This window comes from Nocardia wallacei (genome assembly GCF_029868745.1).
Taxonomy (GTDB): domain Bacteria; phylum Actinomycetota; class Actinomycetes; order Mycobacteriales; family Mycobacteriaceae; genus Nocardia; species Nocardia wallacei_B.
On the sequence record NZ_JARWOP010000105.1, the window covers coordinates 1 to 13820 of the forward strand.

General features: G+C 65.0%; 11 protein-coding genes and 1 pseudogene. 5 read left to right on the plus strand and 7 right to left on the minus strand.

Annotated elements, in window-relative coordinates:
• The coding region (locus tag QH470_RS07995; protein WP_280271631.1) for a DDE-type integrase/transposase/recombinase at positions 1 to 495 on the minus strand (495 nt) is incomplete at its 3' end.
• 185 nt (positions 496 to 680) lie between these two features.
• Between QH470_RS07995 and QH470_RS08000 the strand changes: the two genes are divergently transcribed.
• A complete protein-coding gene (locus tag QH470_RS08000; protein WP_280271632.1) occupies positions 681 to 1064 on the plus strand; it encodes a DUF1801 domain-containing protein in 384 nt (127 codons plus the stop codon).
• Between the two features lie 184 nt (positions 1065 to 1248).
• Complete coding sequence (locus QH470_RS08005; protein ID WP_280271633.1) at positions 1249 to 2463, plus strand: cytochrome P450; 1215 nt, start codon at positions 1249 to 1251, stop codon at positions 2461 to 2463.
• 45 nt (positions 2464 to 2508) lie between these two features.
• Here the strand turns inward: QH470_RS08005 and QH470_RS08010 are convergent.
• Together QH470_RS08010 and QH470_RS08015 are read right to left on the minus strand one after the other, a co-directional pair.
• Positions 2509 to 2661: pseudogene (locus QH470_RS08010) on the minus strand (nucleotidyltransferase domain-containing protein); the annotation flags it as partial.
• 55 nt (positions 2662 to 2716) lie between these two features.
• Positions 2717 to 3025 carry a pentapeptide repeat-containing protein gene (locus QH470_RS08015; protein WP_280271634.1) on the minus strand — a complete coding sequence of 103 codons (309 nt, stop codon included), beginning with the start codon at positions 3023 to 3025 and terminating at the stop codon, positions 2717 to 2719.
• A 250-nt stretch (positions 3026 to 3275) separates the two neighbouring features.
• Here QH470_RS08015 and QH470_RS08020 point away from each other — a divergent pair, with 250 nt between their 5' ends.
• Entirely contained in the window at positions 3276 to 4595 is a 1320-nt protein-coding gene (locus QH470_RS08020; protein ID WP_280271635.1) for a hypothetical protein, read from the plus strand.
• A 182-nt stretch (positions 4596 to 4777) separates the two neighbouring features.
• Here the strand turns inward: QH470_RS08020 and QH470_RS08025 are convergent, their stop codons facing one another.
• Complete coding sequence (locus QH470_RS08025) at positions 4778 to 5212, minus strand: MerR family transcriptional regulator (RefSeq protein WP_280271637.1); 435 nt, start codon at positions 5210 to 5212, stop codon at positions 4778 to 4780.
• A 105-nt stretch (positions 5213 to 5317) separates the two neighbouring features.
• Here QH470_RS08025 and QH470_RS08030 point away from each other — a divergent pair, with 105 nt between their 5' ends.
• Entirely contained in the window at positions 5318 to 6598 is a 1281-nt protein-coding gene (locus QH470_RS08030) for a flavin-containing monooxygenase (RefSeq protein ID WP_280271644.1), read from the plus strand.
• A gap of 186 nt (positions 6599 to 6784) precedes the next feature.
• On the opposite strand, the gene QH470_RS08035 is transcribed toward QH470_RS08030, so the two are convergent.
• Genes QH470_RS08035 through QH470_RS08045 form a run of 3 tightly spaced genes read right to left on the minus strand, consistent with a single transcriptional unit; the run spans position 6785 to position 10736 of the window.
• Positions 6785 to 8365: a prenyltransferase/squalene oxidase repeat-containing protein gene (locus tag QH470_RS08035; protein ID WP_280271638.1), complete on the minus strand. Its 1581-nt coding sequence runs from the start codon at positions 8363 to 8365 to the stop codon at positions 6785 to 6787.
• Entirely contained in the window at positions 8362 to 9507 is a 1146-nt protein-coding gene (locus QH470_RS08040) for a hypothetical protein (RefSeq protein ID WP_280271639.1), read from the minus strand. Before QH470_RS08040 ends, QH470_RS08035 begins: the two co-directional genes overlap by 4 nt.
• Positions 9504 to 10736: a cytochrome P450 gene (locus tag QH470_RS08045; protein WP_280271640.1), complete on the minus strand. Its 1233-nt coding sequence runs from the start codon at positions 10734 to 10736 to the stop codon at positions 9504 to 9506. Before QH470_RS08045 ends, QH470_RS08040 begins: the two co-directional genes overlap by 4 nt.
• Positions 10737 to 12178: 1442 nt before the next feature.
• Between QH470_RS08045 and QH470_RS08050 the strand changes: the two genes are divergently transcribed.
• Positions 12179 to 12874, plus strand: coding sequence for a hypothetical protein (locus QH470_RS08050; protein ID WP_280271641.1), 696 nt, complete (start codon positions 12179 to 12181; stop codon positions 12872 to 12874).
• Positions 12875 to 13820 lie beyond the last annotated feature (946 nt).

The window sequence follows — 13820 nt, forward strand, 5'->3', positions numbered from 1 at the left end:
TTCCCTTGTGCGCCAAGAGTTCCGGTACACCAGCTCGGTCTTCAACGTAGAGAAGAAATTCTCCATGAGCGCATTGTCGTAGCTGTCTCCGACCGAGCCCATCGACTGCGCAATCCCGTTGTCGGCCAACCGGTTCGCGAAACGAATAGCCGTGTAGGTCGAGCCGTGGTCGGAGTGATGGACCAGCTGCCCGGCACGCACGTCCCGCACCACACCGCATACTCGAGCGCCCCAATACCAGCTCGGTGTCACAGCGGTCCGAGCATTTCCAGCCACGATCCGGTTGGAGAACGCGTCACGGACCGCCGCCAGCCAGAACACGCCCTCGCCGGTCGGGATCCGCGTCGCGTCCGCCACCCACAACCGGTCCGGGACGTCCGCGGAGAAGTCACGGTTGACCAGACCCGGTCGTAGCCATCGCGCATGTGGTCGTTGCAGCCCTGGCCGGGACCGCCGTGGAGCAGCACCAGCGGTTTGCCGTCCGGATTGCCGCACGCCTCCCAATAGATGTGGTTGCCGTTCTCACATCGAGCAGTCCGTGTGCGTACGGTTCCGTCACCCCTGCCATCGTTCCACCCCCACGCTGTTGTCACCGCGCACCTTGTTCGGACCGCCGGTGCCCCAGCACCTCGCCCGGGAAGGGCATCACTAGGTGTCGGTGGGCCGCGTTATCGTGGCCGATGATGGATCAGGACCCGATCAAGACCTACCTCGATGGCCTGTCCCCGCGGACGCGGCCGGTAGCTGAACGTGCTGTCGCGATCATTACCGCGCATCGCCGGTTCGACGCCGGGATCCGTTGGCGGCAGCTGACTTTCGCTGTAGACAACGACTTCGACCACTGGATCTGCGCCGTGGCGGCGACCGCGAAACGTGTCGGTGTGGCGTTTCATTTCGGCGCCCTGCTCGAGGACCACCGACACGTCTTCGACAAGTCCACCGCGAAATTCGTCCGGCGGATCACTGTCGAGTCGGCCGACGCCATCGATGGCGAAGCAGTCGATGACCTCCTCGCTCAGGCGGTCGCTGCCCTGCCGAGATTCCGGGCGACCGCCGGACGCTGAGCCGGCTCTGCCTCCTGGCCTGTGTTCGGCAGTGCGTGTCGCGCGCTGACATCCCTGGTCCAGCTCCCCACGGTCGTGTTCTCCCGGCTGTCTCGTCAACTCTGAGTGCATTCCAGCTCTGAATGTCATTGACGGACACTCTCGTCATTGCTGAATATTTCCTCAGTGGTCTAGGAGGGCAGTGATGACAGTGAATCCGATGAGCGGACTGCGCACCCGCGTGTCGCGGTCCTCGACATACCGTGGCGCGCCCGTCGTCGACGTCGATCTCTACGGTAGGCAGACCGTCACCGACCCGCGGTCGGTCTACCGGCGTATCCGCGACGCCGGGCCGTTGGTGTGGCTGCCGCGCCACCGACTCTGGGCCATGGGCAGATTCGACGATGTCCGCGCGGCGTTGCGCGACGATCACACCTTCCGCAGCGGGAAAGGCGTGGCCGCCAACCCGATCGCCAACACGTTGGGCCACTACACCACCCTGGCCAGCGACGACCGAGCCCACACCGACCGTCGCGCGATCCTCATGCAGTCACTGGCCGCACGGGCGATCCGCCCCGCCCTGCCGGCGATGGAGCAGGAAGCCGGCGCTACCGTTGCGCGGCTGCGCCAACGGCAATCCTTCGACGGGATCGCGGATTTCGCGACACGACTTCCAGTCCGAGTGGTCGCCGATCTCGTCGGGGTCCAGGTGAGCGCGGCGAAGATGCTGACATGGGGCCGCGCCACCTTCGACGGGCTGGGACCGACGAACCCGCGCGCGGTCACGGCCGCCACCGGTGCCCTGGGGCTTTACCTCTACACCCTGCGGCTGCGCAGGAAACACGTCACACCGCACGGATGGGCCGCCAGTGTCTTCGACGCCGCAGACCGCGGCCGGATCAGCCGGCTCGAAGCCAAGAACATGATCATCGACTTCGTCGCGCCGAGTCTGGACACCACCATCCTGGCGACCGGGCAACTGTTGTGGAGCCTGGGTACCCAACCCGGCGTATGGGAACAGATCCGCGTCGATCCCGCTCTGATCCCCCGAGCGGTGACCGAGGCGGTGCGGCTGGCCTCCCCGGTGCGCGCCTTCACCCGGACCGTCGCCGTCGACACCACGATCGGCGAGATCGCATTGCGGGCCGGTGAGCGCGTAGCCCTGGTCTACGCCGCGGCCAACAGCGACGAGCGCCACTTCGACCGGCCCGACCAGTTCTGCCTGAACCGCCGCGGCAGCAATCTGGGCTGGGGGCACGGCATACACACCTGTGTCGGCATGCAACTGGCCAAGCTCGAAATGCAGACCCTGCTCCACGCGATGGTCCCGCGAGTCGGCCGTATCTCCGTCTCCGACCCCCGGCCCCTGCACAACAACTGCCTGCAAGGACTGAAATCGTTCCGCGCCAGCTTCCATTGACCCCCGACCGATCAAGGAAGAAATGCCCACCGGAGAGAAGCGGCCGCGGTAGTAGATGGCGAAATCCCAGTCGCTGTCGGGGGTGTGGGTGCCGATGGCGCGGGAGCCGCCGAGTGTGACCGCTTGCACGGTGGGCAGGGCGACCGGGTGTGCGGCGACCATGTCGCAGAATTGTTCGTCGGTCATGAAATTCTCCATGGCGGATAGTCGACAGAGCGGCACCGGAGCGTGTTGGCTCGAACGGTGCAGTAGCTCACCGGATGTGGTCGAATTCGATGTCACGCCATGATCCCGACCGTGCCGCGCTCGTGGTCCGATCGCTCACTGCTGAGGAGGTGGCACGAGCCCCACTGGCCACCGGGTGGAGCCGTCGTAACTCACCATGGCCAGCTTCACCTTTGACGAGGTTCGCTCTGGACAAGTCCGCGCGAAACAAGCGCGCTCTGGCTAGGTTGGTGCCGGTCAGATCCGCGTCGGTGAGATTTGCGCCAGACAGGTCTGCCTGGGACAAGTTCGCGTGGGACAGATCCGCGCCAGTCAGATCGACGTCGGTTGGATGCATGAGGAGCGGAGCGCTGCCGTCTTGCTGAGTGGCTCCTCTGACGCCACCGCGGAACACGCTCTGGAGCCGATCGCGGTTGCCCGGGGTGCGGGCCGAGGCAGCGACTGTGCGAGGTGACAAAGGCCGAAGGATGCCGATCGGTCGGTCTCAAACTGGCGATTCGGCGGATACGGCGCTCTGGCTTATCCAACTATTCTCCACTTCGGGACTGTCTGCGGCACCGGCGACGGTCGTTCGGAGGAATCTAACGTTGTCGGAGGAAGCAACCGCGAAACCCGCTGTCAATATCGCTACCCTGCGAGCGAGTGCGCAGTCAGCGGATCTTCCGCGGGTCGAACTCCATGTGCTGCCGTGGGATGACGGTTGCACCAGTTCTGCGATACCCGGCATAACGCTCCACCGTGTCGATAGTCGCGCGGCACCGGTCGGTAGCCGAGCGGTCCGCCGTGCCGTGGAGGCGGCGCTACATCTAGACCGTATTCTCGGCGCGGCCGGGCGCATTGCGTCCGATTGCTGCCTCCTGCTCGATATCGGCAAGGGGCAACCGGTACCGTTCACCGGGATCGTCGCTGACGATGGAATTCAATTTCTACATGTTCGCGGAGTCAGGAATGGGGCTGCCGGGTTCACGGAGGGCCGCAGCCGGATATCGGTGGTCACAGGAATCTGCCTGTTCGGCAGCCAGGGATGCTGGTTCATCGATGATCGCGGTGACCGGGTGAATATGCTGGGACCACGAAGCAAGGGGCCAACCCGTGCGCTAATAGACCTGTACGTGGATGACGATTTATCGACTTATGAGCGTGAATCCGCTATCAGGTTGAGTCGCTCGCTGGCCCGGACCGTCGCGTTGGCGCAACCGGACGCTACCGTGACGGTAACGGTCAACATACCGCAGGTGCAGTACTACTTCTATCTCCTCACCGCCTATGCGCAGGACCTCATCGATACATCCCTGTTGCTGCGCTGGTTCGATGCCGTCGATCGTAGGCATCATCAGGTCGTCGAACACTACAGCGAGCAGTTGCGGCGTGAACTGCGCCGGGAGCGTGTCGACTTCGCACTCGTGCAATCGAACGCGCTCGACATGCTCCGGACGACAGTCCGCGATCTCGTCACCTGCCACGAGATCCCGGATATCGATGCGCTTCTGCAGGCTGTCAGCGAATCCGACGATTCGTGGTGGCAAACCATGATGACGCTCGACCGACCGAAGTCGATGACCGAACTGTCCCGGTCCAGCTACGTCCTCGACGTGCTGCGCTCGTCTACTCGCAGTGAAACCGGTCCTGCAGATCTGGTCATACAATTCGACAACTACAGCGAATGGCGAATCCTCCACGGCGTCCATCGGTTCCTGGACCGAATACGTCAGGCCGGCCTCCGAGCCCCATCGGCGCCGATACTGGGTCTCTACCCGATGGAACGTTTGTTGACTGCCGACACGTGCGGAAACTGGGGAAACGCCTACTTCAACGATCCAGGTCGCTACGCGGCGAATGCGGCGGGGATGCCAGTGGATTTGGGGGTGCTGATCGACTCTCTGTACGCAGTGCGTCATCGACGATGAACAGCCGGCATTGCCAGCTGACCCGCACGAGCAAAACCGGCTCTTCGCAGTTGAGCATGTGGGGAGGTCGGCATGTCGGTGTCGTTGATTTGCGAGTCGGCCGCCGTGCACTTGCCCTGGAGGCCAGGGATCGCGGCGTCCTGCTGTGAAGGAAGAGGCGCGATCCAATGTGTCGATGAGTCTTATGCAGTGGATTCCGTGTTGGTCGTCATCTCGCGTAGGTAGGGGCAGTTTTCCGCGGGGTTTTCATCCGGGCACAACAGCAAATGCTCGAGATGCTTTCTGGCCAGCACCAAACGATCCTGCTGCGACTCGATCGCGCGGACCCGCTCGACCACCGCACTGCGCCAGTTATGACTGTGATCGGTGAGGATGTGAGCGATCTCGTCGAGGCTCATCAGACCCGTTTCCCGCCACATCTGGATTAGCCCGATGCGGTGCAGCTCATCTGGCCCGTACTGGCGCCACCGCGATCTGCGCGCCGCTGGTCTCAGCAGCCCCCGCCGTTCCCAATATCGCAGAGTCGACTCAGCGAGGCCGAAACGGCGGGCCGCCGCGCCGATGGTGACGTACGGGCCGATTCGGTTCGTCACCGTTGTGTCGAATGTGTGGTCCATGTCACCTGCCGTTCTGTTGTGCTGCCTTGATCTGAACCCGACTTCAAATGCTGTGGTTAGGACACCCTAACTAACTCGAGGCTGTTGGAGGAGGACTTGGACACCATGGATGCTGAGTACGTAGAGACCGTGATTATTGGCGCTGGTCACCAGGGTTGCGGTGTTGCTGGTGCTCTTCAGCAATGGGGCTGTGACGCCGTCGTGGTGGAGCGAGCCGATATCGGGCAGGCGTGGGCTCACGAACGGTGGGACAGCCTGCGTGTGGGAAGCGGGAACCAATCGATCCGGCTCCCGGGCTGGGACTACGACGGCGACGACCCTCTCGGATTGCCGTCGGGCCCGCAGGTCGCTGATTATTTGCGCCGTTACGTCGCGACGCGCGATCTACGGGTGCTGCAGCACACCCCGGTACATCTCGTCGAAGCGCCCGCCCCGACCTGGGACGGCGAGCCGGTCAGGTTCAGGACCCACGTGGACGGCGGCTCGATTATCGAGTCGCGCAACGTCGTCGCCGCGACCGGCGGCTACGCCCGCCCGCGTATCCCTGACCTGGCCTCCACGATCGACCCGTCGGTCCATCAACTGCACTCACGCTACTATCGCAACCCCCGAACCCTCCCCGACGGATCAGTACTCGTGGTGGGAGCAGGCATCAGCGGTCAGCAGATCGCAGACGAATTGGTCGACGCCGGACGCGACGTCTTCGTGGCGGTGGGTCGGCACCGTGCCTGGCCAGGTTTCTACCGAGGCCACGACATCCACGAATGGATCCGCGTATTCTCCCTGTTCGACGACTTCGTCACGCCGGAGCCGGAGCTGGCCGAAGGACGTGACCCCGCCCGGCTGCCGGGCCTTCCCGTCAACGGCCTCAACGGCAGCGAACTGAACCTAGGCACCCTGGCCGACAAAGGCGCCACCCTGATCGGCTCGATACGGGCAGCACACGGCCACATACTCGGCCTTGCCGACAACGTCGTCGAGATCGCCGAACAATCAGCCCGCTCGTTCCAACGCATCCTCGACAAGATCGACGCTGGTATAGGCCAGCGAGGCTTCGTCGCACCCGTTCAGTCGCCGCCGCCACGTGTGAACACGGACCGTGTGAAGAACTTCGGCCCGGAGTTCGACCTGGTAGCACACGGAGTCGGAACCATCATCTGGTGCACCGGATTCGGTCCCGACTACCGAATCCTCCCGGCAAACGCATTAGACGAAGAATGGCATCCCATAGCAGACAAAGGGATTGTGGGATCGATACCCGGGCTGTACTACGCTGGCCTTCCCGACGGCAACTCCCTCGCGCTCACCTCGCTCGCGGCAAGTTCGCAGACAGGTCCATTCATAGCCCAGCAGATCCATTGGGACCACATCAGTCGAACGCAATGACTCCCGAATTCCACGAGACATCGGCTGCTCCAACGACTCCCGAATCGATGAGCAAATCCAGACCTGCCTGACGCTACCTTCGCTTGGTGTCGCGCTGGGCACGGGAAGCCCTTGTCTGTCAGCACCTGAGCATGGCCCGGTCGCCGAAGGACTGGCGGTGTCGTGGAACACCGCCAACAACGCGGCCTACCTGGACGGGGCACTGGATGGATAGTTGCTCCAGCGGGCCGCGGAGTGGAGGGTGGCGTGGATTGTCGCGTTCACGATTCGGTGTGGGGTGAACAGTTCTTTGCCGTGCCACAGTGGCGGGTGAGATGAGTCGCCGGAACCCTGCAGGTCGTGCAGACGGTCGCGCAGATACCGAGTGCCGGTGCGGATCGCCCGGTCGCGGGCTGGGAGATCCTTTGCGGCCCAGATCAGGGTCTGGATGGCGTAGGCGGTTTCCTCCATGGTTCCCGCCCACACGCCCCAGGAGCCATCCGGGTGTTGAGTGTCCAGTACCCAGCGCACGGTGCGGTCGATGACGTGTCCGGCCGCGTCTTCGGCGCGGCGGGCCAACGCGGGCGCGCAGCGCGACGCCGAATAGTACGGCGATGCGTGCCATTTGTCGGTCCAGGAACCCGAGTCGTCGTGGCTGTCGATCAGGAATGCGACGGACTTGTCGGCGATGCGCCGCGTCACCGGGGAATCGCTCAGATCGCCGAGAGCGTCGAGGACGTGCGCATTTACCGTGGGGGAGGGGTGTCGCTCGCCGGCATAGTAGGTGAAGCAAGCCGAGTCGGATTCGTACCGGCTCAGTATCTGGGCGTCGGTGTCGAATCCGCAGCGGCGCAACACGGTCACGGTAGTGGCAGTGATATCACAATCGGGCGGGAAGCCCGGGGCCATCCCCAAACCACCGTTGCGCGACAAGCCGTGGCCGAGCGCGGCGATCGCGGTTCGTAGCGCCCGGGGTAGCGCGATTCCGGCTGTGGTCAGTTGTGCGGCTATCCATACCCGTTCGAAGTTCACAATCGGGGACAGGTTCGGCAGGCCACCGCCGTGCCACAGCGCCAGATCGCGCAGATAGCGTTGCGCCGCGGGTAATTTCAGAGTTGTTCCGGCCAGCACTGCCGCTGTCGCGGCGGGAGAACAAGCCACTGGACCGTCCTCGCTGTGCCTGCTGATGCTCGCTGCCAATGTCGGCCCGAGGACCTCCATCGTGTGCTCGATGTGCGGTGGCAGCGGAGATCCCGAACGCGCGGCAGTACGGAGTCGGTGTAACCCGGAGGTCCACGTCGCGCACCCCGCAACGGCGCGTCCCAGCGCGGCAGGCGTGCCCCTCGTCGTGTCGGCGCCTGGCGTGGAAAGCAGCTCGGCGAGCAGTGCCAACTGGGCCGGCACGATGGTCTCGATCGCTACGGTGTCGGGCAGCGACGATGGCTGTTCCAGGCAGCGACTGCCGATCAGGAACTGGACGCCGTCGACCGCGGCACGTCGCACCGCGGGGCCGGGCCGACGTCGGGCGATAGTCAGCAATGCCGTCGTCGCCGCGAGAGTCGGCACTACCCGGTATGCGACGGGAGCCGCGGAGCTCCCCCAACTGCCATCGGGATTTTGCGCGGCGAGCATGAACTCGATACCGCCCGGCGGGCGAATTTCCTCGGCCAAGAGTGCTGCGTGCGCGGTGTCGTAGATCGCGGGTGTGATCGATCCGTTCGGATCGGCCAAGCTGTCCCCCAGGATCCGCAGCGCGGTGTCGGCATTGCCGTTGTCGGCCGGAGTCATGAGACCAGACCTTCGGTGGCGTCCGCGTCGCGATCGGTGCCGAGGTCGAAATCGCCGTGTTCGTAGGCGGCGAGGTAGAAACCTGATACGACGAGCATGAAATGGTTCTGCTGCACCGGCGGGGACGTGAGTGGCCGCGTTTCGTCCAGGGTGTGGAGAAAGGCGGTGATTTCTCGGTCGAGTAGTTCGCGCTGCACCTGCAGGGCATGGCGGAAAGCCGGGCTGTCGCGGGTGTAGCGCACGTCGACGGGATAACCCAGCGAGGCCAGCGTGATGGTCATCGAACTGGGCTTGCCCTCCTCCTGTTCGCGAATGAAGGTCCCATTGTCGTTGGCGATTCGTGCCGCCCTGCCGCACGCGGTAGCGGCCGGTAGCCACGCCGTGAAAGAGCCGGCCTCGTCGATGCCGGGGACAACCGCGAACGACGGTGCCAGCAGCGTTCGAATGTAGTTCCAGCTCGAGGCCAGGTAACTGTCCAGGTCCGGCACGGTGCCCGTGCGGCCGAACGCGAGTGCGAACTCGAGTTCTCCGCGCTGCGCGCCCAACGCGTTCGCCAGCTCTGTGACCAGCAGCTGTCGTCCGGAATCGGTTGTCTGGGAAGGTAATCCGCGCAAGAGATCCTCCAGGCACCCGACCAGCCGCCGCAGCTGCCGGCGGTCGTCCTCGGTGGTGCGGACGTCGCCCGGCGGGCGCACGCCGAGTAGCCTGCTGATCTGTGCGGTCGAGCCGTCGTAGCGCTCCCGCAGTGGCGCGGCGATTTCCCACAACACCGCGTGCAGGTATGCCTCTTGCTGTTCCGGTGACCAGCCCGAAGCCGTCAACCGGGATAGCAGGATGTCGTCGAACAAGACATCGACGGCCGACAGCCACATGATGTACCGGGAGAGCACTGCGGCGTGCACGTGATGCCGCGGATCCAGCGTGCGGCACGCGGCATGGTAAGAACTCGCGTCGAGATACGCGTGGAACGACAATGTCGGGCTGGGCCACAGCGATTCCAGCCCGTGGCGGGCACTCCAGGCGCCGGTATCGGCGAGGACTCGGGTGTAGAGGTCGAAGCGGGCGTGCTGGGTCGGCGAGGCATAGGCGTCGGCGCTGGGAAACTCGGTGGCGATAAGTCGCGCCCAGTCGATGGCGATCATCGCTGCCCGGTCCTGGCGAGTTCGACACCGCCGGGCGCCGCGACGACCGGCCCGGGCCGCTGTGGCGCCGTTCGGTCGTGGCGGTTGATACGTACCTCGACAGTCGGGTCGGTGAGGATTGCTGCCAGGACGCTCTTGATCTCCAAAGTGGCCAGGGCGGCACCGAGACATCGGCGAGCGCCGAGGCCGTACGGCAGGAATTCGGTGGCAGAGAATTTCCGCCGCAGAAACCTGTCGGGATCGAACCGTTCGGGATCCGGGTAGAGTTCCGCTCTGCGATGCACACCGTGGATACCGGGCACGACCTCCACACCGCAGAGGAATTCTCGTCCCTGTGAAACGAAGTTGCCGACGCATCGTCGTGTGATGCCGGTCGGTACCACGGACGCGACACGTAAGACCTCGTTGTGGAACGCGTCCAGGTAGCGGAGGGACTCGATATCGGCCGCGCTGTCAGTCAATTCGTCGGTCAGTGCCTGTCGCACCGCGGGAGAGCTGTAGGCCTGGTACACCGCGTGCACGATCGCGTTGGGCGTGGATTCCCGCCCGGCGACCAGCAGGGTAACGAGCTGGTCACGCACGACGCGATGGCACGATTCGCTGCCCGCTATAGCCTTCGCGTTCAGTAGCCGGCCGAGTGCGCAGTCCTCGCCGTCGACGGAATGTGCTGCGTGGCGGATCTCCGCCGCCACCGCGGCGTCCAGCCTGCGGCGGGCGACACCGAATCGATGTGGGTCCGTCGATTCCGCGTGCAGGGCGCCGAAGGCGTCGTCGAACGCTGCCGACAGTTCCGCGGCCCGGTCGTCGGGCAGCACGCCGAAGCAGTAGAGAAGCAGCACTCGCGTGGTGATCGCCGATGCGATCGCCGACAGGGCCAGCGCGGTCCCCGGCGCGACGCGCCGGATTTCTTCGCGCGCTATGGCGCTGATGTCGTCGCGGTGTCGGCGCAGCGCGGCGCCGTGCAGGCTTGGTCCGAGTGCTCTACGTACGCTTTTGTGCCGCGAGCCGTTCAACGACCCGAGCGACTGTTCACCGACCAAGGGCGCGAGCAGGCGCGACCCACACGCCCGCAGCTCGCCGTCGAGTTCGAGAAACACTTCCCGCAGGGACAGCGGGCTGCTCACGTGCACCCGCGGCGGTTTACCGGGACGGTGCACGGTGAAGATATGACCGTCGTGGGCGATGGCCTGCTCGATGGCGCGGAGCGGATCGGTATCCCACAACGACATTACCCGTACATCTCATTTCCGATACCCGGATATCGGTCGATTCCCGCCGATTCGGTTGGCATACTCTTTCTCCTTGCCTCGTGTACGGGCAGGAGCATTCGGAGGCTATCACCGGCCGCGCAATGCCCATATCGGTGAATTCGCCAGTGGTGGTATGTGCGGGCGTCGGCACCGTATCGATGCGGACCGGTTCGTGGCGGTCGGAGGCGCACCATCTCGCCGCCAGACTGGCGATTTCGCCGATTTGCGTAAACTGGTGGAGGGCAGAGGCTCCGCAGTGCCCGCGACCGCGGCCCTTGAAATCCACACGGAATTCGATTCTCTCGTATCGAGCGGCGGTCCGTGGCCTTTACCGGCGGCCAGGAGCGTCGCAAGTGTGAGGAGCAAGCACGCTGTGTCAGGGCGAAAGCCTTTGGTATGACGCCCATTTGGAAGTCGGACCGATATGGCGGCTACTACTGCTACTGCCGATAGGAGCGTCCGTGTGTCAGGCATTGCCTGAGCTGTGGGAATTTCGCCGATCGGGGCGCTGCCTGCCTGGCCTGTGGGCGGGCAATACGAGATCGTTTCCCGGGTCCGGCTGTGACGCCGTGAGCGGTCTCGACGGCGCGAAGAGGCCTGTACGGCCCGCTCTCGGGCCACTGTCGAACTGGCGACCGGAGATCTATCCGGCGAGCTGGGCGATAACTGGCGATTTTCGTCTTACGCAGCGGCGGTGGGTTCCGCCATGATCCAAACGAGAGAGCTGGGTCTGGCGAGGGCTGGGGGTCGGATTGTTCGGAGTGTGGTGGGTGTCGTTCGTTGCTGGCGGTTCCGGCTGTGCGAAATGGCGAGCCTCATCCTCATACCGTGGACTTTCGGGCTGGGAGAGCGGGTCGTGACGTTGCGGATGTGGGCTGTCGCCGAATCGACGAGGCTGGTTCGGTGCCAGGTCCCGCGCAAAGTGTGGAATGCGGGGCGTCGGCATCGTGAGTTTTCGGCCCGGTCCGAGGAGGGCCCGTGGCGGCGACTGCTGGTGCGGGTGGATGAGGCTGGCGTCGAGGTGGTGTGTGATCGTGACGAGGAGCCGTTCCCGAGCGAGCAGCTGTTCACCCCTGACGCATATCGCGCTGACTTGGAAAGCTACCCACGGAGCCAGCTTCCAGTGTGGTTGGCGGCGTACATCAGACCCGAGAACTCCTTGTCGCGGCCGCCCCGGCGCGCTGCCGTCGACGCGCGAGCGGACAGGGCTGCGGGTGTGCGGGGGTGCCGGTCACTGGTGAGCTGTTGGAGTTGAGGGAGCTGTGGGCGCGGTGGGCGGTGTTGTCGGCGGCTTTTGTGGCGGTGGGGTCGAAGTGGGGGCCGCGGGTGTGCCCGTCGGTGGGGGTGTTCGAAGGTATGGGCCGCAGTGGTTCCACACTGGCGCTGTTGCCCCGCGGGCAGGCGGTGCTGTCGGGTGGTGTGTGCAACGCGCCGACTCTGAAGGCTGCTTACAACGACGGCGCCGCGATGCCGAAACTCTTTGCGGGCGCATCGTATTGGGTAGCGGATCCGGTACTCAACGCACGGGTGGCCACTGGCTCGCTGTCGTTTTGTTACTGGTGGGACGGAGAGCAGTGGTTCCGAGGCGAGTCGGCGCCGATGACCGAGTGCGCGTGGGCGATGCCCGCGGCTGGACGGTAGAGGCCATGGTAGGCGTTCTCGCCGACCCGGTGAGTGCTGCGCCGGAGTCGACCGAGCTGTTGATCTCCGCAGCGCGGGCAGGCGCGGTGACTCGCCAGCAGATAGGCAGCGTCTTCGGTGACGGTGACGGGATCGACCTCGATGCGGCGTTCTTCCAGTTCGTCATCGCAGGCTTGGTGGGGGTCGACAGTGGTTTCCTCCCCGAGGTGGACGCGATCGCTGTGGTGCGGGATCACATTCGTCGCGAAGGCTTCGACACGACGGAATTCCCGCTGTCGACGTTGACGGCCGACCGGCTCGGTGTCGGGTGGATGGTGCATTCGCCGGTGCGCGACGACGGGTTCGCTGTGGATCGTGCGGTGTTCTATGTCGCCGATGACGGTGTGGTGGAGCAGTCGACCGAGTCGGTCTCGACCTCGGAATACTCGGCTGGTTTCGAGCAACGGTTCTGGCTTCGCCGCGACGACCGATTCTGATCGAAAAGCGGCGCAATGGTAGACGGCGAATTCCAGGTCGATCCCGACCGTATTCGGCAGCAGGGCGGGTTGCTGGCCGCTCTCGGTGACCTGATCGGCGATATCCACGCCAGCTTGCGGGACGACCTCACCCAGGCCGAAGGGTGCTGGGGTGATGACGACCTCGGCGCTGCGTTCGCGGCGAATTTCGAACCGAACGCCGCTCAGCTGCTGGCAAACATTCAGGCGATGCAGGAGAGCCTACGGGACACCGCCCAGGGTTTTATCGAAGCTACCCACAACTTCCGAAACGCAGACCAGAGCAGCGCCGACCGGATAGTCCGAAACACTGACGAGCCGATCCACAGGGACCTGAGCCCCGCAGTGAGCACACCGCAGCCGACACATGTCCCGTTGTCTCAGAGTCCCCACACCCACGTGTCGCCTTCGGCGACGCCGGCTTCCACGCCCTCCCAGTCGGCACCGCCGGACATCGCAACCGGTGGGGTCGCGGGCTCTTCCGGTACGCCGCTCACTCAACCTGCTGTCCAGGGAGCCGGTGCCGAGCAGCCGTCCCGAGAGCCGGCGGCACCGGAAGAGTTGGGAGGACAGCCCGCTGCTCGGCACGTCCCCGAGCCCGCACAGCCGATCTCCGGGGCCGCGAGCCGACGCGACGGCGCTGGACGAGCCGGGGAACCTCGCGGCTCGGCCTCCGCGGTACCGCCTCCGCTCGCGGAAAAGAACTCCCGGCGTACGCGAGACGGTGTGCCCGCCAAAGATTCCGATCGTGCGGTCAGTGCGGGACGGAAGCTCACACCCTGGACCACCCCGCCGAGCACCCCGATCAGCGGGCCCGCGGGAAGTGACAGTCGCCCCCCGGGCCCTGCGTCCAACGCCCCGCTGACACCGGGGAAGGGAGAACAGGGTCGGCCCGGTCGCGACCGGCGCGCAGAGAGGCCGGTCGGCA